This is a genomic window from Aureibaculum flavum (assembly GCF_016406085.1).
GTDB lineage: Bacteria > Bacteroidota > Bacteroidia > Flavobacteriales > Flavobacteriaceae > Aureibaculum > Aureibaculum flavum.
This window is the reverse complement of record NZ_JAEHFJ010000003.1, coordinates 334,530-359,792: the sequence shown is the minus strand read 5'-3', so window position 1 is coordinate 359,792 and position 25,263 is coordinate 334,530. Positions and strand designations below refer to the sequence as shown.

Below are 25,263 nucleotides of genomic sequence, written 5' to 3'. Positions count from 1 at the left end.
TAAATTAAATATAAATATTAGACTTTATTTGACTTTACTGTTATTATTTATAATAATGATAGTTGTTGGAAACAAGTTTATTAATAAATACAATCAGAACCCTGATAGTACATCCTCAATTATAAGAAATATAGATCTTAAAAATATTACCCTGATTGAATTAATAACTGATTCTAATGATTCTATTAGTATAGATTTTGCACGGCATTTGAAAAAAATTGGTGATTATAGTAAGTTTCCTATTAAGGAAATAGATATAAATGAATGGAATTCACCATCCTATACAATAGGAGAAACGACTCGCGTTATTGTAGTTCAAAATACTTTAAAACTTAAAGGGAACACTTTAGAAAAGCTATTAACATTTGTTTCGCAAGGTGGTGTACTTTTTGTGCCTAATTTTATTGAAGATGAACGAATGGCATACTTTTATGGATTAGTTAAAAACGGTACTAGACAAAAAGTAGATGTGCCCGTAGGATATTATTTTGACACTAACTTTTTACCCAATGTCAAAGGAACGAGTTATGGTGAACACATTTATCATGGAGGTTTAGATAAATTCAGTTTCAAAGATGACGTTACTATTTTAGCATCAGCAAAAAATGATAAGAACTATCCTGCCATAATAGAGAATAATATAGGTATAGGAAAAGTAATTTTGTTTAACACCTATGAAGTTCTTCGAAAACAAGATAGGGGGCTTTTTCATGCTGCATTGTTAAAAGGTTTAGAGAATATACCCTATCCTATTGCTAATGTTAGTACAATATTTTTAGATGATTTTCCTTCACCATTGTATAATACAAAGGAAGAACCTATCAAATCAGAAATGGATTTAACAGTACTAGATTTTGTTAAAAATGTTTGGTGGCCAGATATGAAAAAATTATCAGATACTTTTAATATAAAATATACGGCGTTAACGGCTTTTGACTATCGTAATAGTATTAAACCACCTTTCTTATTTGATCAATGGGATAGGCATACATTGATTGAAAATGAGCGAAAAATATCAGTTACTGATTGGATGGCTAAAGATATAATTAAACATGGGCATGATTTAGGTTTACATGGTTACAATCATACTTCTCTTCAAATAGAGGAATGGAAAGAACCAGATTATATGAGAATAGCCCTAGCCTCAGCTAAGAAAAAGTGGACTATTAGTGGCTTGGGTAATTTTCCAGTTTCATATGTTCCGCCTTCAAATTATATAGACAGTATTGGTATGTCAGAATTGGGTAAAGTATTTCCATCAATAAAATATATGAGTAGCCTTTATTTAGGTGATTATAATGACGGTGGAAGTAGAGAATTTGATGAAGAAAAATGGAATCCCAACTTTTTTGATTATCCTAGAATTAGTAGTGGCTATGATTTAAATGAAGAACATAAATTTGTACAACAATCTCTTTATATTTATTCAGGAATATGGACGCATTTTGTTCATCCTGATGATGTATATCAAATACCTGGTGGTGATGAAAGTTCAGCTGGACATTTTTCATTGAGAAATAAACAAAGTTTAGGGTGGCGTAAATCAAAGGATGGTAAACCAGGATTGTTAAGTGTATTTGCAAATTATTTACATGAAATGGAAGAGATATTTCCTTTGTCGAGATATGTATCAGCTGAACAAGGAGCAATTATTACTAAAGATTGGAGAAAATCTCAATATTCTTTTTCAAAAAATGAAAGTGAGTATTTTGTAGAGCGTATAGACAATGATAAAAAAGGAGCGTATTATTGGTTCTTATATTCAAGTCATAAAAACGTTAAAAAAATAGAGGCAGAGTTACTTCAAAAAACAGAAAAATTTGAAAAAACCCCATTTTTAGATGGATTTCTATATTCAATAAAAACAACACATCCCTCTTTACGTATTAACAGTGGAAGCTTAAATACGATGCTTACAAATACGGTTGCTAGAAAAGTAATAGATGATTATAGACTCTATAAAGACCATAATTATAAAATAACAAATCTATTAAGTACTTATGTTAAGTCTGAGCCAAGTGAAAATGCATCTGTACAAGAATGGACTAAGCATTATGTGGCAACAGAAAATTTAGATAAAGCGAGCTTATTACTAAAAGATAAAATTGATACTGAAAAACTTATAGATACAAGTGTTTTTAATGAGTATTATAAATATATGGCATGGCAAAATAAATCAAAAGAGGCTTGGTTAACTTTACAAAACCATATTGAAGAATATCCATTGACAGAAAATATTAAATACTCTAGAAGTTTAGGTTTAAAAAATGGTTATCCAAATGAAATTATTAGAAAACAGTTTTTGGAAAAGCAAATTAAAAGTTTCAATGATAAAGAAATTTTAAGGGAATATTATAGAACATTTAATACTCCAGAAAATAAGAAAGAAGTTACGGAAGTATTAAAAAAGTTGAAAGAAGTTGACCCTAGTTTGGAAAATGAAAAATTTTACTTAAAACATTTAATTGCATATGATCCAAAACAAGCAATTACGGAACTTAATAAATATATACCAAGTGAAAGTTCTAGCTTATGGAATATGTCGGAAGAAATAAGTTGGTTATATGCAAATAACAAAAGATATAAAAAAGCTTATGATTGGTCTAAATACACTCAAAAGATTTCTATAGTTAATAAATTGTATTGGCTTTCTGAAATCAAAGATTTTAAAACACTTAGAAAAGAATACATACATTTTATAGCCAATAATCCAAACGATTTAAAGACTAAAGGAGAAATAAGTAAAATTTTATTGAAGAACAACCAACAAATAGAGTCTTGGGGTATCGTATCGGCATTGCCTGAAACCGTACAAAAAGATACTTTAAAACGAGCTCTCAATGAACAGGTAATTTACCTTAATAAGATTACACAAAAAGACTTAATAAATAGATATGCAAACCTTTTTGAGGTAGATGTTAAAAAGCAAATCGAGAAAGATATTCGTTTATCTGAAAATAATTCAATAGAAGCAGAAACAGAAATTATAGGAGATAATAATAGTAGTACTTCATTTGAAAAGAAAATAACATACACTATTAAAACCGATAAGTTAAATTCTCATAGTATATCTGTTACTAACAATGATCTATATGATGTTGAAAATACTAGTTTTTCTGATATTGATAATGTAAATAAAAATGTAACGGGATTAGAATATAAATTTAGTAACAAGCCAACAGAAAAAATTAATTATTGGGTTAGAGGTAGAGTTGAAAAAGATAAACAAGAGAATATATATTATCAAGCTGGCGTTGGAGCTTCACTACCCAAAGAAAAAAGTTTTACTTCTTTAAGTGCAAATATTTACCCTGTAAAAACAGGTCCAGGATATCAAAAGAAAATATATCAATCTAGATTGGCAATTTATCAAGAAAACAATGTTAAAAATGTATTTAAAACTATTGTTTATGCTGAAGGAAATCATTATTCAAACAGTGATTTAGAAGGTTCAATTACCACTAGAGTGGTACTTGATAATGGTAAAGATAAGATGTTTAAGGTTTTACCGCAAGTTGAGGCATCATTTTCTAAGAGTAATAAAGAAGAAACTAAAGACTATCCATATTACTTAGTTGACAAACGTTTTTTTGCTGGAGGAGGAGTTGGACTAAAGTTTGGCACTGAAAAAAGCAAGTTAAATATTCGGGTGGAAGGATCTACATTTATTGATAATGATTTGGGCGACTTTAACCGATTTACAGGTCAAGCATCCCTTAAAATTGGAAACTTCACTAAAATTTCTGCGGCTGCAGAGCTTTCCACGCAATCTCAAGCATATTCTAATTCTTTTAAATTGGGATTAAAACATACTTTTTAAAAGCTCATTGTAGATGTTTTATTTTACTAAAACCCCTTTTACATCCATTAATGGAAGAGGTTGTAATGCATTTAAGTTAATTGTGTTTTTCTTAAAGATATAGGTTTTATCAAACATTTTATTACCTTCAAGAAAAGACACTTTAAAGCTGTTGTTTAATGCAAACAAATCTTCTTGCATTAACTCTAGTTTCGCATAACTTTTTTTAGGAAGCGTGTCTATTTTTTTTCTAATTGTGGAAGTTATTTTATTTTCAGAATATCCTGTTATTACTGCAATAACCATTTCTAAATCAACATTTTGATCATTAATTATATAAGCGTTCCAATCTTGTGTTTTATAAATGTGATTGTATTCGTTTACTACGGCAATATATACACCTTCAACTTTTGGGATATTAATATCTTTTTTCATGTGGTAAAAATACGAATCTATTCAAAAATAGGATTAGAATAGTTTCTTGTAATTATTCCTTTTAAATTATAAACTACCATGTGCTTAAAAAGCTCTTCTTTTTGGTGTAACTTAAACAAGTTGTTGTTATTAAACAAAACAGTATCAATTCTTAAAAAATAAATCTTTACAACTAATTTTAAGTTCACCTCTTGTTTAATATTACCAGCTTCTTGTGCTTGTTTTAGTAAATTATAAATTCTGTTGTTGGCTAAATCTTCATTAAATTTTTCAAAAAAATTGCTTGCTTTGGGGTAGTATTTTTTTAAACCAAAAATATAAGAGGGTTTAAAGTATTTTAAATACTCAAACCCTCTTTTATAAATTAAAATAACACTTATTATTGGGTCTTCTCTATTATCAGAAATTATCTTATCAATTTCTTCAGAGAGCTTATTTAATAATTGTTCTAAACTACTAGTAACTAAGTCTTCTTTGTTCTTAAAGAAGGTGTAAATTGTTTTTTTAGAAATACCAAGTGTACCTGCAATTTCATCTAAAGAAACATGTTTACTTCCAAATTGTGTAAACTTGGTTATAGAACATGTTAACAACTCTTCTTTTGTAATCATTTTACTTACTTTTTAATTCCGAAAAATTTATTTCTAGTTAGAAAAAGATTAATCTAGCGGAATTGATAGTAGTGGAATGTTTAACCCCGAAGCCATAACTCTTGTTTTACTTTTATGAACTATAGATTCCCAAAAACCATACTTTTTTGGAACCATTACTAACAAATCAAAATTTGATTTTACAATCTCTTTTTCTATTTCTTTTATTACAGCATCGGAATTTACTTTCTTATAGAAATAGGTTACATTTTCTAGTCCTTTTTCAATATTTTCATGAGCTTTGTTTTCTAATATAAGTTCGTTTATTTTATTCTCCACATAAAATACAGTAACCTCAGACTGAAGCTCAAAGGCTATTTGTCTTAATTTTGCTAATACTCTTAAGGGGAGGTCTTGCATTACATCACAGGCAAAAATAATTTTATGTATTCCTGAAAATTTAGCACATACTGGAATTGCCAATACAGGAAATTTTTTCATACTAATTAAGGTTGTAGTCGGATTTCCAAGTAAATTCTGTTCCATAGATTTATCCGACATTCCGATAACTAAAAATTTTGATTTATTTAATTTCATTAAAGAATCAATTTCATCTTCTAAATTCACATAACTACAGTGATATTCAACCTCAATGTTAAATTTTTCGGATAACATTATAGCTTTCTTCTTTAACTTTTCTTTATTTTTATCGATCAATTCGTCCATAGAAGACGCTGATATCCATGTGTTTGCAGCATGAACAGGTAACTTGAAAGCATTAAAAAGTATAAGTTTTGAATTAAATAGTTGAGCTAATGACGCCGAATATAATACAGCATTATTCGATGTTTTAGAAAAATGTGTTGCAACTAAAATTGAGTCCATGATATTAATTTTATGATATAATCAAATATATTATTTCCATCCACCACCTAGAGCTTCGTACAAGTCTACAACAGACACTAATTGTTGTAACTGACTATCTATAATATTAAGCTCTGCACTTAGGGCACTTTGTCTTGCTGTTAATAAATCTAAATAGTTTGCGTAACCATTTTTAAGTAATTCTTCTGAGTTTGATTCTGCAGCACGTAAGGCCTCCACTTCATTCTTTCTAAACTCATATTTTTTAGTTTCAGATTCATATGAAAATAATGCATTAGAAACTTCGCTACCTGCAATTAATAATGATTTTTTGAATTGAAGTAATGCTTGTTCTTGTTGAGCAATGGCAACTTCTTTTTGTGTTTTAAGCTTTCGCTGATTAAAAAGAGGTTGAGTTAAACCACCTATTATATTGGCAAATAATGAATTTGCATTAAGTAATTGGTCCAATTCTAAACTTTGAAACCCACCAGAAGCTGTTAATGTTAAAGAAGGATAAAAGTTACTTCTAGCAACATTAGTTAACTCAAAAGACTGAATTAAACCATACTCTGCTGCCATAACATCAGGTCTATTACTAAGTAATGTTGCTGGCACACCCAATTGAATTTCTTGGTCTATTTTCTGAACGGTTAAAGTATTTCTTTCAAAATGTTGAGGTGCTTTACCCAATAAAATACTAAGCGTATTTTCTGTTTTAAAAATAGCTGTTTCAATATCGACTTGCAATGCTTTTGCACTATTGAATTGTGCAATATTTTGGTCAACAGCAACTTGCGTTACTTGTCCCGCTTCTTTTAGAGCTTTGATTGTGGTAACACTACTATCTCTAGTTGCAATGGTTTCTTTAGTAACTTCCAATTGAGCATCAAGAGCTAATAAGTTATAATAGGTATTTGCAATACTAGAAATCAACTGTGTTTTAACTGCTTGATGACCCGACACGCTTTGTAAATAAGCTGCTTGAGTTGCTCTTTTATTACTTCTTATTTTTCCCCAAATATCTGCTTCCCAAGAAAGGTTCGCTGTAAGATCATATTGATCAGTAGAAGTATTCGTTAAAAATGCACCAAACTGACTGTTTTTAGAAAGTTCTTGATGCGTTACATTTGCACCAATATCAACTGAAGGTAAATACCCTGCCTTACCTTGTTTTGCATAGGCTTGAGCCATAGCCATTTGTTGAATGGCTATTCTAACATCCATATTATTTTGTAGACCTTCTTTTATATATTCTTTCAAATAACTGTCTGTAAATAAGGTCTCCCATGATACATCTGCTATAGACAAACTATCAGTTGGTAAATTTTCTGTTCGATAAAGTGCCTCGGTTTCTGGCAATTCTGATCTGGTATAATCTTTTGCTACAAAACAACTTTGTAGTGTTAGTAAAACGAGTCCAAATAGAATTGTTTTACCTAAATTTTTATATTTTAAAATAGATTTCATAGTTTTTATTCTTCAATAGTTTGTACTGCTGGTTTACTCGACACTTTTTCTTGTAACCACTGAAATAGTATAAATAGGATAGGAATTACAAAGACACCTAAAAGGGTTCCTATAAGCATTCCGCCGGCGGCACCTGTACCAATAGATTTATTTCCTTCTGCTCCTACACCTTGTGCTAACACTAATGGCATCAATCCTAAAATAAAGGCAAATGAGGTCATTAAAATTGGTCTTAATCGGGCTTTTGCTCCATGGATGGCCGCATCTACAATACTTTCTCCGTTTTTACGCCTTTGAACTGCAAACTCTACAATTAATATGGCATTTTTGGCAAGTAACCCAATAAGCATGATTAATGCAATTTGGAAGTAAATGTTATTTTCGAGTCCAAATAGATTTGTACTAATATAGGCTCCAAATACACCAAACGGAATAGAAAGGACCACCGCAAATGGTAATAAATAACTTTCGTATTGTGCACTTAACAAGAAGTATACAAAGAGTATACTCAATACAAAAATGAAAGTGGTTTGGTTACCCGCATTTACTTCTTCTCGTGTTAAACCAGAATAAGCAACCGTATAATTACTTGGTAATTTTGCAACCTCTTCTTCAATAACTCTAATGGCATCTCCTGTACTAAACCCTGCGTTTGTTGCACCTGTTATCGTTGTAGAATTAAATAAGTTGAATCGTGTTACAGATTGAGGGCCATATACTCGTTTTAAGGTAATAAACTGAGTAATAGGAGTCATTTCGCCAGAATCTGTTCTTACATACATACTATTTAAAGCATTTACATCAGCTCTATCTTCGGGTAAAGATTGAACGTAAACTCTAAATTGTTTTCCAAATTTTGAAAAGTCAGAGGCATAAACACCTCCAATATACCCTTGCAACGTTGAGAAAATACTATTAATGGGTACGCCTTTTTCTTTTGCTAAAGGCACATTAATTTCCATTTCGTATTGTGGATAATTTGTACTGAAAGAAGATTGAGCATATTTAATTTCGGGATGACTCATTAAAGCCATCGCAAATTCTTTATTTGTTTTATCTAAATCAGTAAACTCTCCACCAAATTTATCTAATAAATTTACCTCAAAACCTGACGAGTTACCGAAACCACGAATACTTGGTGGCGAGAAGAAAATAATATTTGCTTCTGGAATTCCTGCTACAACGCCAAATAACTTACCAGTAATAGCCTGTACAGACGTTGACGGATCTTTACGTTCTCCCCAATCAGCTAATTTAATAATACCGAAACCATAATTACTACCAGCTCCACTAATTAAACTTCTACCTTTAATAAAGTTGACTCCAACAATACCATCGATACCATTTATTTTACTATACAGATCTTTGGCAACAGCATTTGTTCTATCTAAAGATGCTCCTGCAGGCAATTCTATATTTGCAAAAATAATTCCTCTATCTTCATTAGGCACAAAGCCCGTAGGTGTTGTTTTAGCTGCCCAGAAAATACCAGCTATTGCTAAAAGTAATAGTAATACCGGTATCCATTTTCTTTTGTATAAAAACTGAAGTGATTTTCCGTATCTTTCTGTAGTAGCGTTAAATCCACGATTAAAAAGTGTATAGAAACGTTTTAATGGACCTTTACCTTTTAACTCTTCATCATCTTTATGCGTTTTTAGTAGTAATGCACATAAAGCAGGACTTAAGGTTAATGCATTTACAGCAGAAATAAGAATTGCAATAATTAATGTAACGCCAAACTGTTCATAAAATACACCTGTTGGTCCGGTTACAAAGGTTACAGGAATAAATACGGCTGCCATTACCAAAGTAATCGAGATAATAGCTCCAGAGATTTCATTCATGGCCGTTAATGTTGCCTTTTTCGGGTTCTTTTCACCATAATCCATTTTGGCATGAACAGCTTCAACAACAACAATGGCATCATCTACCACAATGCCAATGGCGAGTACTAACGCGAATAGTGTCAATAAGTTAATAGAGTAGCCAAAAACACTTAAGAAGAAAAACGTTCCTATTATCGAAACCGGAACTGCAATTGCAGGAATTAATGTAGAACGGAAATCTTGCAAGAAGATAAATACTACTAAGAACACCAATAAAAAGGCCTCTAATAAGGTACTCACTACTTTTTCTATCGATGCATTTAAAAATAAACTTGTGTCATATGGCACAAAAATACTTAATCCATCTGGAAGGTCTTTTTCTACTGATTCTAACGTTGTTTTTATATTTTCAATAATCTCTTGTGCATTAGAACCTTTAGTTTGAAAAATCCCCATAAAAACTGCTGGATGGCCTAAACTCATTGCATTAGAAGAATATGATTGTGCGTCTAACTCTATAGTTGCTATATCATTTAAACGAAGAAACTCTCCATTACCCAAAGCTTTTATAATAATATCTCCATATTGCTTTTGGTCTTTAAAACGTCCACTATAGGTTAGTGTATAAGAAAATGCCTCACCATTATTTTGGCCTAAAGAACCTGCTGCTGCTTCTAAATTTTGTTCCGCTAAGGCAGCTGTAACATCAGAAGGTATTAAACTGTATGCTGCTAATTTTTCCGGTTTTAACCAGATTCGCATTGCATAGTCTTGTTGAGAAAATACACTAACATCTCCTACACCACTAATACGTTGCATAGCAGGAATAACGTTTATTTTTAAGTAATTCTGAATAAATGTAGCATCATAATCTTCACTGTCAGAATACATTGAGATAAACATCAATGCACTCGTTTCTTGCTTTTGCGTTGTTACCCCAGTTTGAATAACTTCTTGTGGTAATAAAGGATTTGCTCGTGCTACACGGTTTTGAACATTAACGGCAGCAATATCTGCATCTATTTCCTGATTAAAATAAACTGTAATCTCTGCTGTACCAGTGTTAGATGCTGTAGAAGTGATATAATTCATTCCCTCTACACCATTAATTTGTTCTTCGATAGGTATGATTACACTTTCTAAGACTGTTTCTGCGTTTGCTCCGGGATAAGATGCGGTTACCTTAATTGTTGGTGGTGCAATATCTGGATACTCCTCTATTGGTAGGCTTGATATACTAATAACACCAAGCATAACTATAATAATAGAGATAACTGTTGAAAGCACAGGTCTTTCAATAAATGTTTTTAACATGACTAATATGTTGTTTGTTAGTTAACTAGTTTTTAAATAATGTTGGTACTTGTTTAATGGCATCTTCAAAAGAAGTCTCTTGCGGTGAGATTGCCATTCCGTTTCTTAATTTGCCAACGCCAGAAACTATAATTTTATCTTTTGCATCTAAACCTGATTCTACAACATATAAATTATCTACTGTTCCTTTTACTTTTATAATGGAAGTTTCTACTTTATTGTCTTCACCAAGTTTGAAAATCATAATATTTCCTTGTTGCTCAAAAGTTGCTGTTTGAGGTACAATTAAAGCGTCTTTATATTCTATAGGAAATCTTATTTTTCCACTATTTCCATTCGTTAAAATTTCGTCTGGATTTTTAAAAGCAGCTCTTATTTTTATGGTTCCTGTATTTTGATTTATTTGACCTGTACTGGTTTGAATGCGTCCTTTTTGAGAATACACTTTACCATTAGCCAAAATCAAACTTAAATCTGGAGAATTTTTAATGCGTTCTGCTTTTGTTTTTCCCTCAGATCTTTGTAAGAGATCTATGTATTGTGCTTCGTTAAAACTAAAAAAGGCATATACTTGATCAATTTCACTTACAGTAGTTAAAGGTGTTGCGTCACTTGGGCTAATTAAAGCTCCTTCTCTAAAATTTATAGAACCAACATAACCATCTATTGGACTTTTAATGGTTGCATAGCCAATATTAGCAGTAACACTACTATAATTTGCTTTTGCTTGTGCTAAATTAGCTTTAGCAGTTTCTAGCTGTACTTCACTAATAATGTTTTTTGCTACAAGTGGTATCAGTTTATCTACCTCTACTTGGGCTACATTAATACGTGCTTGAGCTGCTCCTGCATCTTGACTTAAAGACTGTGTTTCTAATTTAAATAACACTTGTCCCTTTCTTACCTTTTGTCCTTCATCTACAAATACTTTCTCAATATATCCTGATGCTTTCGCTCTTACATCACTATTTACAATTCCTTCAATAGTTGTAGGATATTCGGTATATCCTGTAACTGTTTTTTGTTGTAATTGAGTTACTGGAAACGAGGGTGGAGGAGCCTGTTGTCCAGTTGTATTGGTTTGATTCTTATTGCCACAACTTAATGTTAGTATGAGAACACTTATTGATAATATGGAGTATAACTTATTCATTTTAGTCTAATGTGTAATTGGGTTATTTATTAATTTTATTCTTAATTCTTCAATAGATGAGGTTGCCCCATCAATAAATTTGATATAGTCGCTATGAAAGTTTAAATCGAATTTTTCTTCATCATTTTCCAATTTTTCATTATTTATGGTTTCTTTATAGTCTTTAATTTCTGAATGTAGTTCACGTATTTCATTCCAATCATGCATCATTTTATCTATATGTTGCATTATGATGTCGGTATTAATGACAAAATATTTTTTACGGTCACCAGTTTTGGTGAAATAGTGAATTTTATTTAAATCTTGTAAATGATTGAGATGATTAGAGATGGTACTTTTACTGGCACATAATACTTTTACCATGTCTTCAAATGTGGTTCCTGTTTTTCCGGTAAGTATAATATATGATAGTATACGTGCGGCAACAGGTGCTAGCTGTTCTCTTTTCTCTAAATGCACTCCTAGTTTTTCTACTAAGGACATTTTTTCGTTACATAGTGAATTACTCATTTGTCTTAATTTTTTATACTATAAGGGAAACAAAGTGTTTTTTATAGTAAATCGAGTGCAAATATATAATTGGTTCTGAACAAACCGAACCAAACGAAGTTAAAGAAATGTTAAATAAAAAAAGCCGATAGAATTATCAGCTTAATAGCGTATTAAAAGTTTGTTTTTTTAGTCTAAGGATAAATTATAGTCTTTCCTTTTTTAAGTGTATTCAACTTAAAATAATGTTTTTTATTTTTAATGTTATAGCTAATAACACATTCATTTTTAGATAATTGGAAAGTTGATTTCTTTTTAATTTTTGGTACTTCATTACCAAATTCTTTTTTTGGATCTTTATCCATTATAATAATTTTATCAAAAGAATTTGATGTGCTAAAATTACCTGTGATCATCTTTTTTTCGTTAAAAGAATCAATACTTAATTTTGCAGATGTATCATTAAAGAAGATTGAATCAAACTGAATATGATCTTCAACGGGCTCTGCAAATGCTATGGTAACCAACGTTCCTTTAGCTCCTGGTTTTCCACCAATCCAGTCCTGATATTTTGCTTCTGTAATAATAAAAGAAGGATTTTTATCAAATTGACTAGTAGCACAATTGGAAAATAAAATGAGTATTAAACTACAAATTAGAAATGTTATTGGCGTTTTCATAAGGTACTTTTTAAGCAATAAATGCAATTTAGATGCCAGAAATAATTAGATACTAGAAAACGGATAACTACGCTATGCTTTTTCGCTAATATCCAACCAATATCAAACAACTCCTAAATTAATACGCTCTTTTATTATTTCCTTCATAAAAGTTAATAAATGCTCTATTCACCACTTTTGTACCTCCAGTAGTAGGATAATCTCCACTAAAATACCAATCACCAGCATTTTTAGGACACGCTTTATGCAGATTTTTTATAGGTTGAAAAATAACTCTTATTTCAGCATTAATGGTTTTAGTTTTTAACATTTGAGCAACCTTGTCTGAAATTTGTTCCACTGTAAAAGGATTGTATATCTCTTTTACATAATTTTCAACTTCACCCACTGGTAGCTCGTCTTGCTTAAGACATTTTTTATAAACCCTCTCAATTATTTCATCGTATTGATTGGTTTCTTTAAGTAATTCAATAGTGGCTTTAAAAGCGATAAACTCTTCTAATTTTGCCATATCGATACCGTAACAATCAGGATATCTTATTTGAGGTGCTGATGAAACGATAACAATTTTCTTTGGGTTTAGTCTGTCTAAAATTTTGATGATACTCTTTTTTAGAGTTGTTCCTCTTACAATACTATCATCAATAATCACCAGGTTATCAGTAGGTTTTACAACACCGTAGGTAACATCATAAACGTGAGCAACTAAATCGTCTCTACTATTATCATCAGCAATAAATGTTCTTAATTTTGCATCTTTAATTGCAATTTTTTCGATTCGTGGTCTTTCAGATAAAATTTCAGTTACTTTTCTTAACGATAAATTTCGCTGTCCTTCTAATATTCGCTTTAATTTATATTTGTTTAAATAGTCTTCTGCCGCTTCTGAAATACCAAAAAATGATGTTTCTGCTGTATTAGGAATGTATGAGAATACCGTATTGTTTATATCACTATCAATATGTTCAAGAATTGTAGGGAAGATAAGTTTTCCTAAGTTTTTACGTTCATTATAAATTTCGGCATCACTTCCTCTAGAAAAATAGATACGTTCAAAAGAACATGATTTTTGTTCACGTTGCTCTAAAATTGGGTCTACAGAAATGGCTCCACTTTTTTTAATAATAAGAGCATGTCCTCGGTCTAATTCTTTTACATCATCAAAAGAAACGTTAAAAGCAGTTTGAATAACGGGTCTTTCAGAAGCCACTACAACAACTTCATCATCTTTATAATAATATGCAGGTCTAATTCCTGAAGGGTCTCTTAAAACAAAAGCGTCACCATGACCAATTAAACCAGCCATTGCATAACCACCATCCCAGCTTTTTGCTGCTCTTTGCAGAATGCGTTGAATATCTAATTCCTTTTCAATTACCTTAGAGGCATCCCTTTTACTTATATTTTTTTCTTTACACTCATTATATATTTTCTCAACCTCATCATCTAAAAAATGACCAATTTTTTCCATTACGGTAACGGTATCGGTATTCTCTTTTGGGTGTTGACCAAGCTCAATTAGTTCTTCTAATAATTCGCTAGAATTGGTCATATTAAAGTTACCCGCAACAATTAAATTTTGGTGTTTCCAGTTATTTTGACGTAAAAAAGGATGTACACTCTCAATACTATTCCTACCAAAAGTACCATATCGAACATGACCTAAAAATACATTACCTACATATGGCAGGTTGTTAAGTTGCCATTGTACATCGTCTTTTTTTGTAGGATGTTTTTCTAACTCCTTATTTAAACGATCGTTAATTTGAGCAAAAATATCTTGAATGGGTGCCGACTGATTTGAACGAACACGGCTCATAAAACGAGTGCCAGGTTTAACATCAAATTTTACACTTGCAAAACCAGCACCGTCTTGACCACGGTTGTGCTGCTTTTCCATTAATAAATACATTTTATTAATGGCGTAAAATGAAGTGCCATATTTTTCCTTATAGTAAGATAATGGCTTTAATAATCTTACTAGTGCTATTCCACATTCGTGCTTAATGGCGTCACTCATTCTTATTTAGTATTTAATAAAAAATCCGCATAAAAATGCGGACTATAATTAATTTAACTCTATTTCAAACTGTGTCAGTTCCTTAAATTGACCAAGGCGTTTTTTAATTTCATCCTTAGTTAACTCTTCCATTCTTCGTGTTCCAAATTTTTCAACAGAAAACGAAGCCATGTTAGATCCATAAATAATGGCATTTTTCATATTTTCAAAAGAAATATCTTTTGTTTGAGCTAAATAGCCAATGAAACCACCTGCAAAAGTATCACCTGCTCCCGTTGGATCAAAAACCTCTTCCAATGGTAAAGCTGGGGCAAAAAAGATATTTTCTTCATGAAATAACAAAGCACCATGTTCTCCTTTTTTTATTACCACATATTTTGGCCCCATTTTAGAAATTTTTTGTGCTGCTTTTACTAAGGAATATTCACCACTCAATTGTCTTGCTTCTTCATCATTAATGGTAATTACATCTACTTTTTTAATTACCTCTATCAAATCATCCCAAGCATTATCCATCCAAAAATTCATAGTATCTAATACTACTAGCTTTGGTCGGTTTGGAATCTGTTTAATTACAGACATTTGTACTGCTGGATGTAAATTACCTAACATTAAAAATTCTGTGTCTTTGAAATTTTCAGGAACAATAGGATTAAAATCTGCTAACGTATTTAATTCTGTTACTAACGTATCACGAGTATTCATATCATTATGATACTTACCACTCCAAAAAAATGTTTTACCACCTTTTACAATTTCAACACCAGTAGTATCAATATTTTTGCCTTTTAGCATGTCTAAATATCCTTGAGGAAAGTCATCACCAACAACAGAAACGATACCTGATTCTACATCAAATTGTGATGCTGAAAGACCAATAAATGTGGCAGCACCACCTAAAATTTTATCTGTTTTTCCAAACGGCGTTTCAATTTTGTCAAAAGCTACTGTACCTACAATCAAAAGTTTACTCATAATATATTATAATTTTAAAGGGTAAGTTTCTATCTTCTACAGACTCCCAACACGGGTCTTCCGCCTTTTCCCTATCTTTGCAAAAATAACTTTAAAAAATGACTATAAAAGAAATACAAGAAGAAATTATTGATGAATTTTCTATGTTTGATGACTGGATGGAACGTTATGAATATATTATAGAATTAGGTAAATCAATTCCTTTAATTGAAGATCAATATAAAACAGATGATAACACTATAAAAGGTTGCCAATCTAAAGTTTGGTTAAATGCTGATGTAAAAGATGATAAAATTTTATTTACTGCAGACAGCGATGCCATATTAACTAAAGGGATAATTGCGTTGTTATTGCGTGTTTTTACAAACCATACGCCTAAAGAGATTTTAGATTCAGATACTGATTTTATTGATGAAATTGGATTAAAAGAACATTTATCACCAACAAGGGCTAACGGTTTGGTTTCAATGATTAAGCAATTGAAATTGTATGCAATTGCATATCAATCTAAAATGAGTCAATAAGTAGTATCTTTGTGCCAATAAAATTATGAATTATGACAGATATAGAAGTTCAAGATATAGGAGATAAAGTAGTTACCGTTTTAAAGACAATTTATGACCCAGAAATACCAGTAGATATTTATGAGTTAGGCTTAATTTATGATGTTTTTGTAAATGATAATTGCGAAGTTAAAATATTGATGACATTAACTTCACCTAATTGTCCGGTTGCAGAAACGTTGCCTGTAGAGGTTGAAGAAAAAGTAAAAACACTTGAAGAAGTTAAAGACGCAGAGGTAGAAATTACCTTTGATCCTACATGGACACAAGATATGATGAGCGAAGAAGCTAGGTTGGAGTTAGGTTTTTTATAAATGGATAATGAAATTGTAAATAGAGTAGCTAATAGTAAACTACTTACTATTGACTTAGAAGATTTTTATCCAGACGGAGAAAGAATACTTTTAGATATTTCTGATTGGTTATTTGAAGGCATTATTTTAAAAGAAAAAGACTTTAGAGAAAGTCTTCAAAATCATGATTGGACGCAATACAAAAATGCATATATAGCATTAGCTTGTAAAACAGATGCTATTATCCCTTCATGGGCATATTTGCTTATTTCTACCTATTTAAGTCCTTATGCTAAAAAAGTTGTAGTTGGTAATTTGGAATTGCTAGAAACGTCTATTTTTCAAGATATTATAAATAATTTAGATTTTACAGTTTATAAAGATAGTCCCGTTATTATTAAAGGTTGTTCTAGTAAACCAATACCAGAAACCGCTTCGGTAATGCTTGTGGAAAAATTAGTGTCAGTAGCTAAAAACATCATGTTTGGCGAGGCCTGCTCTACGGTTCCATTGTATAAAAAGACAAGGTAAACTTTACAATTAGTGGAGCTTTTTATGCTATATATTTTAAATTGTTTATTTTTGCACGCTCAAAACAAAAACTAAAAATGAAAAACATGAGAAAAATTGTATTAACGTTAGTTGTAATGTTAGCAATAACAAGCACTTACGCACAAACACGTGAAGAGTTAAAGGCTGAACAATCAGCAAAAAAAGATTCAGTTACTGCTATTCAAGGAAGAGTTGACGCTATTCAAGGTCAAATTGATGCTCTGCCAGGTTGGAAAAAAGGAGCATTTGGAACTATTGGTGGAAATATTTCTGGTTTTAATGACTGGTATTCTAAATCTGCACCAAATTCTTCAACAGGAAGTGTTGGAATTACTTTCAATGGTTATGCAAATTTAATGCAAGAGAAATTCTTTTGGAGAAATTCTTTAGGTGTTAATTTAGCTTGGATTAAAAATGATAATACAGATGATCCTACTGATAGTGATAATTTTGACGCGGCTAATGATGTATTTACATTAACATCATTATATGGTCGTAAATTAAATAGTAAATGGGCTATATCTGGTTTAGCAGAATATAGAACTGCACTTCTTGAAGGTAACTTTAACGATCCTGGTTATTTAGACCTTGGTGTTGGTGCAACTTGGACACCAATTACAGAGTTAGTAGTAGTTATACATCCTTTAAACTACAATTTTGTTTTTAGTAAAGGTGCTACTTCTTATGAGTCTTCTTTAGGTGCTAAAGTTGTTGCTGATTATACTAAGAAAATTGCAGGAGTAAACTTCAAATCGAATTTATCAGCATTTTTAAGTTATAGTGAAACTGATTATTCTAACTGGACATGGACGAACTCAATCGGTTATACATTTTGGAAAGGAATTGGTGTAGGAGCTGAATTAGGATTAAGAAAAAATAAACAAGAAGCTTTTAATTCTGCTGATAACACTAGTCTTACTTTAGCTGGTGCAGATAGCGTTTTACAGAGCTATTGGTTAGTAGGTTTAAACTACGCGTTCTAATTAGACAATATAAAATTTTCAAAAAGCACTCTCTAGTTAATTCTAGACGAGTGCTTTTTTATTTCCAATTTATTTTACCTTATTTTTGTATTAAATTATATCTTAAATGACCTTACTGATAATATACGCCGTAGTTTCTATCTTTTTTTCTTTTTTATGTTCAATTTTAGAAGCTGTTTTATTGAGTATTTCTCCTACTTTTATAAATCTTAAAAAGAAGGAAGGGAAGCCTTTTGCTGATACTTTAGAAGTTTTAAAGAAGGATGTAGATAAACCTTTAATCGCCATACTTACATTAAATACCATTGCCCATACAGTAGGAGCAATTTTAGTAGGTGTACAAGCGGAAAAAGCATTTGGATCTGGAACTAATTTGGTGGGTATTGTATCGGCAATTATGACTTTTTTAATTTTGGTATTGTCAGAAATTATTCCAAAAACTATCGGAGCTACATATTGGAAACAATTGGCCAATTTTACTGCCAAAACCTTAAAAATAATGGTGGTTATTCTAAAATACACAGGTATTTTATGGATACTGCAGTTGTTTACAAAAATGGTTGGTGGTAAAGGGCATCATGGTAGTATATTAAGCCGTGAAGATTTTCATGCGATGGCAGACATCGCCCATGAAGAAGGTGTTTTTGAAGAGGCAGAAAGTACCGTAATAAAGAATATGTTAACGTTTAAAGATGTCTTAGCAAAAGATATTATGACGCCCAGAACAGTTATGATTTCTTATAATGAAGAGAAAACTGTTGAACAGTTATTTTCCGAGCACCCAAACCTTCGCTTTTCTAGAATTCCTGTTTATAGTGGTAAAACTGATAATATTACAGGATTGGTTCTAAAAGATGAGGTGTATAAAGAAATGGCTTTAGAACATGGTTCTAAAAAATTATCTGAATTGAAAAGAAATATTATTGTAATAGACCGAAATATGCCTATTCCTTCTTTATTTAATCAATTAATTGAAAGTAAAAACCATATCGCTTTAGTGGTAGATGAATATGGTTCAGTTAGTGGACTTGTTTCTATGGAAGATGTTATTGAAACCTTGCTTGGTTTGGAAATAATGGACGAAAGTGATGTTGATTCTGACATGCAACATCTGGCCAGAAAGAATTGGGAAAAACGAGCTAAACGTTTGGGGATTATTGATGAGAATAGTGAACTATAAGTTGTCAATTGTAGCTTACAAACAAATCTCATAACCATAGAGAATAGACCTTATTTATTTTCATTCTAATTTCAATAATTATATTCTTAAAGTGATCCTTATTTTTAGCCGTTTTGTATCTTTGTAAAACACCCATTTTACTTAGAACCCTTTACAATGGTTAAGGCTAAGAAATACATAATTGCCCTTCTCTTTTTAATAGTATTGCCTACTTCTTTTTACGGTCAAAAGTTAACTGAATATCAAGTAGATAGCTTGTTTAATGAATTGCGAATTAAGCCAAATACAACCGTCAAAGTTGATAACCTAATATCATTGTATAAACAGGCAAATAGGTCTAACATAAAAGGTGAAGTTATTATAGATGAAGCCATTGCCGTTTCAGAAGAATTATTTTACCTCAAAGGTCTTGGTGAAAGTTATAATAGAAGAGGGTTGGTGGCTAGATATAATTATGATTATGAAAGTTCGGTTAACGATCATAAAAGAGCTCTGAGTTATCTTGACAAAACAACAGATACTTTATTAAAAATTAAATGCTTAAATAATTTAGGTGTTAGTTTTAGAAAATTAAATTTGGAGAAAGAAGCCTTTGAATACTATTTTCAGGCCTTAGAATTATCTGAAAAGTTAAATCATGAAAAAAGTATCAGCATTGCGTTAAACGGAATTGGTAATGTTTTTCTTGACATAAAAGATTACGACAAGGCTATTCATTATTTTAGAAAAGTTTACGCGTTTGACATAAAGAATAAAAATATCGAAGGTCAGCAATATAGTTTATCAAATATTGGTGAATCATATTTGTATAAAAAATCATATGATACTGCTTATTTTTATATTAATAAGGCGTTAACGTCTACTAAAAAATTCAATAACAAGGAAAGTGAAGCTATTAGATACAATCTTTTAGGATTGCTTTTTCAAAAGAAAGGAGAGTATAGTAATTCAACGGAATATTACAAGCAGGCTATTCCTATGTTTGTAAAATCTAACAATATTAGGTATTTAAGCAATACACTTATTAATATTGGTCGTAATGAACTTAATTTGGGTTACTATGATGAAGCAATGATTAATATTACAAGTGGCTTAAAAAATGCAAAAATTGTAAAATCTAAAGAAAACATTGCTTTGGGTTACAATGCCTTGGTAGATTATTATTCACTTACAAAAGACTATGAAAAAGCACTTGATGCTTATAAAATGGCAACTACCTTTAAAGACAGTATTGTAAACGAAACCACACAAAAAAGCATTATAAGTACTCAGATTGCTTATGAAACTTTGAAGAAGGATAACGAAATAAAACAATTGGCTATTGAAAATAATGTAATACAAGAAGACGCAAAAACCAATTATAATAGGTTGCTGATTTCAATATTTTTAGGTACTGGTGCACTAGTTGTTTTATTTGTGCTGTTTTATTTATATCGTAAAAATTCTGATTTAGAAATTGAACATAAAAACAATCAATTACAGAATTATATTTATCAGATTAAGGAGTTGAAAAACAAGGTAGATTATAAGGATGAATTGAGGCATCAAAACTTTATAGAAAATTTGAATGATTATGATTTAACGAAACGAGAAATTGAAGTTTTTACGAATATAGCTCAAGGCCTAAATAATGACGAAATTGCAAAAAAAATGTTTGTTTCAAAAAATACTATAAAAACACACATCAAGAATATTTATTCAAAACTAGATGTAAACAATAGAATTCAAGCAATTAAAAAATTAAATACTTATTCTTCTCCACATCCCACTAAAATTTAGGTTTTAGAGCTTGAAATCACCCTTTTGGGGGAGAAATATCATACTTTTTAATGAAGTAATTTCTGTTATTAGAAATTAATTTAGCAACGAGAAAATTGCTAACATTAAATTCAAACGCATGAAAAATTCAATCCATCATTACCGATTTAGTATGGCTATTAAATTAGTACTTGTAGCTATGTTATATGTTTTTGCACCGCAACAAACGGAGGCACAAATTTTAAAAAGAATACTAAAAAAGACCGAAAAAAAAGTTGAAAGTGAAGCGGAAAAAAGAACTGAAAAAAGAATAAATAAAAAGATTGACAAAACCTTTGATGATGCTGAAGATACCATCGATGGTAAAAAGAAAAAGGGCGAGGAAACAGACAAAGAAAAGTCCAATGACGAGGTGGCAAAAAAAATTAATGGTAATACAGACCCAAATGAAATTCAACGGCCTAAAAAACCAAATGTAGTTTGGAATAAGTTTGATTTTATTCCTGGAGATACCGTAATTTTTGAAGATGGGCCAAGTGCCGATGAAGAAAATGGAGAATTTCCAAGCCGATGGGATTTATATAAAGGTAATGCTGAAATTGGGAATGTTGATGGCGAAAATGTGATTATGTTTCTTAGTCACCAATCTTACATTATACCCTACCTTAAGAATTCTAATGAAGATTATTTGCCCGATGTTTTTACTGTAGAATTAGATGTATGGTTTGCAAAAGGATACACAACATCAAACAGATTATGGATTTATTTGTGTGACCAAAAAAACAATAGGCAAAAGACAGAACGATTGGTTGTAATGCCTCACGCTTTATCGTTTATGGATTCAGATAAGTCTTATCCAGGAACTGAAAAGATAGGATGGTCAAAAGAGATTGAAGGATCATGGAAACACATTTCTATGGCTTATACCAACGGGAAATACAAAGCCTATTTTAATGATACACGTTTAATAAATGTACCTCATTTAGAAGTTAATCCTTCAGGAATTACCATTGAAGCAGGTAATGACAATATGTATATTAAAAATATCCGTATCGCCAAAGGTGGTGTTAAATATTATGACCGTGTACTTACTGAAGGGAAAATTGTGGTAAACGGAATTAAATTCGATGTAAACAAAGCCACGTTGAAAGCCGAAAGTATGGGGCCAATTAACAAAATTTATGAGTTAATGCAAAAACAACCTGAACTTAATTTTAGTGTAGAAGGCCATACAGATAGTGATGGTGGAGATGATGCAAATATGACTTTATCTAAAGCAAGAGGTGAAACCGTAATGAATCAGTTAATTACAATGGGAATTTCTTCAAACAGATTAAAATCAGATGGTTTTGGAGAATCTAAACCTATAGACAATAATAGTTCACCAGAAGGTAAAGCAAATAATAGACGGGTAGAATTTGTAAAATTTTAGTCCCTAATAGACAATTATAACAATCTAAAATCTATTAAAATGAAAAAATTACAACCATTAAAATCAGTCTTATTTATACTCTTTTTTATTCTAAGTACAAATGTATTTGCTCAGGAGAATAAAACCTATACATCCGTTGAAGAAGCATTAAAAACTCCAGATCAAGTTTTTAGTTTAGAATTAAGTGGGCAAGAAACTACCACTATATCTAGTTCAATTAAGAAACTTAAAAGTTTAAAATATCTAACCATAGCAAATACACAAATTACAATCCTTCCTAAAGAAATTGGCGAACTCCAAAACCTTTCAACTATTGAATTTAGGATGAATCAGTTTACAAATCTGCCAGAATCTATAGGAAATCTTAAAAATTTAAAATACTTAAATATCTCCATCAGCAAAATTACCGAATTACCGAAGTCTATAGGAGAATTAACCAATTTAGAAAGCCTTTCTATTTCTCAAAGTGACCTATCAAGCCTTCCAGAATCCATAGGAAAATTAAAGAATTTAAAATCTATTAATATCTCTTCCAGTAAACTGACAATTATTCCAGAAACTATTGGAAACCTTACTAATTTGACGGAGTTATCATTGGGTGGAAACAAACTTACCGAGTTACCTGAAGCTGTAGGTAACCTCATAAATCTTAAAACATTATTTCTGATTGATAATCAAATCTCTATAATACCTAAATCAATTGGTAAACTATCTAATTTGACCAAACTTTCATTTAGTAGTAATCAACTTACAACCTTACCAGAATCTCTTAATGAGTTAACAAATTTGGTAGGGTTTGATGTAAGTGGTAATAAACTGGATAGTTTACCCAAAGTTATTTTATCTTTAACTGCATTAAATGAACTTAATCTAAGTGCTAACCAATTAAAGACACTTCCAGAATCTATAGGGAACCTTAACAATCTTTATACTCTTAATCTTTATGGAAATCAGTTAGAATTACTTCCAGAATCTTTTGGAAATTTATCTAATCTTGAAGAATTATACCTTACAAGTAACCAGCTCAAAAAGTTACCTGAAACCTTTGGAAACTTAATAAGCTTATCAATGCTTTATGCACAAAAGAACCAATTATCTAGTCTTCCAGAATCAATAGGAAAACTGAATAACTTAACCTTCTTAAATTTAAATAATAACCTATTTGAAAACCTCCCTGATGCAATTGGTAATCTCACCAATTTAAACAGCCTTACAATGGAAGATAATCAATTGGTAGAACTGCCTGATTCATTTGGTAATCTCACCAATTTAAACAGTCTTTCTTTAGAAGGTAATCAATTAAGTAGTTTACCTAAATCTTTTAGCAAATTAACAAATTTATACAATCTTAATATTTCTGATAATCAATTAAATGAACCAGAAAGAGAACAAATTAAGGAGCTATTGCCTAATTGTGACACTTATTTTTGAATAAAAATAAATCTATAAAAACAACATTATGAAAACAACTGTAAAAATTTTATCGGCATTACTTATGTGTTTCGTATTTATATCTTGTGACGACGATATTTTAGACGTAGATTTTGATACTACAATAAAATCTACCATTGTTGCTCAGGTTAAACAAGGTCAAGAAACCATTAACGAAAGTGTTGATTTAAGTATCGACAACAATGATACACACGATTATTTAAACAAGATAAAAGATGTGAAAATTAAAAAATTAACCTACAAAATCATAAGTTTTTCTGGAAATACAGAAGCTTATGTTGATGTAGATTTTTATGCTAACACTATTATTTTAAAAACAGAAGGTTTTAATGTAAAATCAGCTTATGATGCAGCCACTATTTTCGAAGTTACAGAGGTTAGTAAGCTAAACAGTATGGCCGATTTATTAAAAAACAATAAAAGTATAATCGTTGGTATTTCAGGGCAAACAACTTCAGATGAAAGTGACGTAAATTTTACTATTGAAGTCACAGCAGAATTAGAAGTTACAGCAAACCCGTTATAATCTTTAAATATAAACAAATGAAAAAGTCGAGTTTATTAATTTTCTTATGTGCAACGTTGGTAAGTTGCACAGGAAACAGCCAAAAAGAATTGAAACGTTATCAAATAAAATCAGGTATTGTAAGCTATGAATCTACAATTAATGGTAAAGTTTTAGGAAGTACCATGTCTGGATCAGGTACAGAAACTATTTATTTTAAAGATTGGGGAGCCATTGAGCTAAAAGACGAAAAGTCAACCCAAAACACGCAAACCAAAATATTTGGAAAGAAAACGGAAGAGAAAGAGGAATCTCATATCATCAATAAATTAGATAATGGTGAATGGTTTACGGTAGATTTTGATACTAAAGAAATTATTGCTCAACGTTCAATACCTATGGATATGATTACTGCATTTCATCCAGATGCTGATGCTGGAGATGTTGGTAGAGGTATGATAAAAAACCTAAATGGAAAAATGATTGGTGAAGAAGATTATATGGGTTATAAATGTGAAATCTGGGAAGCTATGGGTGTTAAACAATGGGTGTATAAACATTTTACACTTAAAATTGAAAGCACAGTAATGGGAATTACAACTTCTAAAAAAGCAACTAATATTCAATTTGATATTAATGTACCTGATTCAAATTTTGAATTACCTGATTTTCCAATTAAGAAAACAGAGAACTTTTTTAGTAACGAAAATTTTGATGAAGACATGGATATGGACATGGAGAGCATAGATGAAGACATGGATAAACTAAGTAAACTCTCTTTTACGGAATGGAAAAAAATGGCATTGGCAGACAAAGAAGACGACGAAATGCAAAATATGAGCGAAAAAGAATTGCGGGAAATGTATGATATGATTCAGAAAATGGTAAAAATGAGACAGGGAAAATAAACCTATTCATTTTTCAAAA

21 protein-coding genes are annotated in these 25,263 nt (G+C 30.8%); 11 read left to right on the top strand and 10 right to left on the bottom strand.

Annotation, left to right across the window (positions count from 1 at the left end; translation table 11 throughout):
- Positions 1–55: 55 nt before the first annotated feature.
- Positions 56–3,820 carry a DUF2194 domain-containing protein gene (locus JBL43_RS07530; protein WP_198840842.1) on the top strand — a complete coding sequence of 1,255 codons (3,765 nt, stop codon included), beginning with the start codon at positions 56–58 and terminating at the stop codon, positions 3,818–3,820.
- A gap of 18 nt (positions 3,821–3,838) precedes the next feature.
- Here the strand turns inward: JBL43_RS07530 and JBL43_RS07525 are convergent, their stop codons facing one another.
- From JBL43_RS07525 to JBL43_RS07480, 10 genes are all read right to left on the bottom strand, one after another.
- Entirely contained in the window at positions 3,839–4,234 is a 396-nt protein-coding gene (locus tag JBL43_RS07525) for a hypothetical protein (RefSeq protein ID WP_198840841.1), read from the bottom strand.
- Between the two features lie 17 nt (positions 4,235–4,251).
- The gene (locus JBL43_RS07520; protein WP_198840840.1) at positions 4,252–4,845 is read right to left on the bottom strand and encodes a TetR/AcrR family transcriptional regulator; all 594 of its coding nucleotides are present in this window, start codon (positions 4,843–4,845) and stop codon (positions 4,252–4,254) included.
- Between the two features lie 48 nt (positions 4,846–4,893).
- Entirely contained in the window at positions 4,894–5,709 is an 816-nt protein-coding gene (locus JBL43_RS07515) for a universal stress protein (RefSeq protein ID WP_198840839.1), read from the bottom strand.
- A 30-nt stretch (positions 5,710–5,739) separates the two neighbouring features.
- Complete coding sequence (locus tag JBL43_RS07510) at positions 5,740–7,158, bottom strand: efflux transporter outer membrane subunit (protein WP_198840838.1); 1,419 nt, start codon at positions 7,156–7,158, stop codon at positions 5,740–5,742.
- 5 nt (positions 7,159–7,163) lie between these two features.
- Positions 7,164–10,301 carry an efflux RND transporter permease subunit gene (locus tag JBL43_RS07505; RefSeq protein ID WP_198840837.1) on the bottom strand — a complete coding sequence of 1,046 codons (3,138 nt, stop codon included), beginning with the start codon at positions 10,299–10,301 and terminating at the stop codon, positions 7,164–7,166.
- Between the two features lie 25 nt (positions 10,302–10,326).
- Positions 10,327–11,454 (bottom strand): efflux RND transporter periplasmic adaptor subunit, encoded by a 1,128-nt coding sequence (locus tag JBL43_RS07500; RefSeq protein ID WP_198840836.1) that lies wholly within the window; start codon positions 11,452–11,454, stop codon positions 10,327–10,329.
- A gap of 6 nt (positions 11,455–11,460) precedes the next feature.
- The gene (locus tag JBL43_RS07495; RefSeq protein ID WP_198840835.1) at positions 11,461–11,964 is read right to left on the bottom strand and encodes a GbsR/MarR family transcriptional regulator; all 504 of its coding nucleotides are present in this window, start codon (positions 11,962–11,964) and stop codon (positions 11,461–11,463) included.
- Positions 11,965–12,137: 173 nt separating this feature from the next.
- Positions 12,138–12,623, bottom strand: coding sequence for a hypothetical protein (locus tag JBL43_RS07490; RefSeq protein WP_198840834.1), 486 nt, complete (start codon positions 12,621–12,623; stop codon positions 12,138–12,140).
- 118 nt (positions 12,624–12,741) lie between these two features.
- The gene (locus JBL43_RS07485; RefSeq protein ID WP_198840833.1) at positions 12,742–14,643 is read right to left on the bottom strand and encodes an amidophosphoribosyltransferase; all 1,902 of its coding nucleotides are present in this window, start codon (positions 14,641–14,643) and stop codon (positions 12,742–12,744) included.
- A gap of 48 nt (positions 14,644–14,691) precedes the next feature.
- The gene (locus JBL43_RS07480; protein WP_198840832.1) at positions 14,692–15,618 is read right to left on the bottom strand and encodes a PfkB family carbohydrate kinase; all 927 of its coding nucleotides are present in this window, start codon (positions 15,616–15,618) and stop codon (positions 14,692–14,694) included.
- Between the two features lie 98 nt (positions 15,619–15,716).
- On the opposite strand from JBL43_RS07480, the gene JBL43_RS07475 reads away from it, so the two are divergent.
- The 10 genes from JBL43_RS07475 to JBL43_RS07430 all read left to right on the top strand — a co-directional run bounded on the left by JBL43_RS07475 (position 15,717) and on the right by JBL43_RS07430 (position 25,244).
- A complete protein-coding gene (locus tag JBL43_RS07475) occupies positions 15,717–16,142 on the top strand; it encodes a SufE family protein (protein ID WP_198840831.1) in 426 nt (141 codons plus the stop codon).
- Positions 16,143–16,174: 32 nt separating this feature from the next.
- A complete protein-coding gene (locus tag JBL43_RS07470; RefSeq protein ID WP_138952194.1) occupies positions 16,175–16,495 on the top strand; it encodes a DUF59 domain-containing protein in 321 nt (106 codons plus the stop codon).
- Positions 16,496–17,005: a DUF2480 family protein gene (locus tag JBL43_RS07465; protein WP_198840830.1), complete on the top strand. Its 510-nt coding sequence runs from the start codon at positions 16,496–16,498 to the stop codon at positions 17,003–17,005.
- Between the two features lie 86 nt (positions 17,006–17,091).
- Positions 17,092–18,009: a DUF3078 domain-containing protein gene (locus tag JBL43_RS07460; protein ID WP_198840829.1), complete on the top strand. Its 918-nt coding sequence runs from the start codon at positions 17,092–17,094 to the stop codon at positions 18,007–18,009.
- A gap of 106 nt (positions 18,010–18,115) precedes the next feature.
- Complete coding sequence (locus JBL43_RS07455; protein WP_198840828.1) at positions 18,116–19,189, top strand: CNNM domain-containing protein; 1,074 nt, start codon at positions 18,116–18,118, stop codon at positions 19,187–19,189.
- Between the two features lie 156 nt (positions 19,190–19,345).
- Positions 19,346–20,968, top strand: coding sequence for a LuxR C-terminal-related transcriptional regulator (locus tag JBL43_RS07450; protein ID WP_198840827.1), 1,623 nt, complete (start codon positions 19,346–19,348; stop codon positions 20,966–20,968).
- 118 nt (positions 20,969–21,086) lie between these two features.
- On the top strand, positions 21,087–22,379 hold the full coding sequence (locus tag JBL43_RS07445) for an OmpA family protein (RefSeq protein ID WP_198840826.1): 1,293 nt from the start codon (positions 21,087–21,089) through the stop codon (positions 22,377–22,379).
- A 39-nt stretch (positions 22,380–22,418) separates the two neighbouring features.
- The gene (locus tag JBL43_RS07440; RefSeq protein ID WP_198840825.1) at positions 22,419–23,810 is read left to right on the top strand and encodes a leucine-rich repeat domain-containing protein; all 1,392 of its coding nucleotides are present in this window, start codon (positions 22,419–22,421) and stop codon (positions 23,808–23,810) included.
- Between the two features lie 28 nt (positions 23,811–23,838).
- The gene (locus JBL43_RS07435) at positions 23,839–24,357 is read left to right on the top strand and encodes a hypothetical protein (RefSeq protein WP_198840824.1); all 519 of its coding nucleotides are present in this window, start codon (positions 23,839–23,841) and stop codon (positions 24,355–24,357) included.
- Between the two features lie 17 nt (positions 24,358–24,374).
- Positions 24,375–25,244: a hypothetical protein gene (locus tag JBL43_RS07430; protein ID WP_198840823.1), complete on the top strand. Its 870-nt coding sequence runs from the start codon at positions 24,375–24,377 to the stop codon at positions 25,242–25,244.
- The last annotated feature ends 19 nt before the right edge of the window (positions 25,245–25,263 follow it).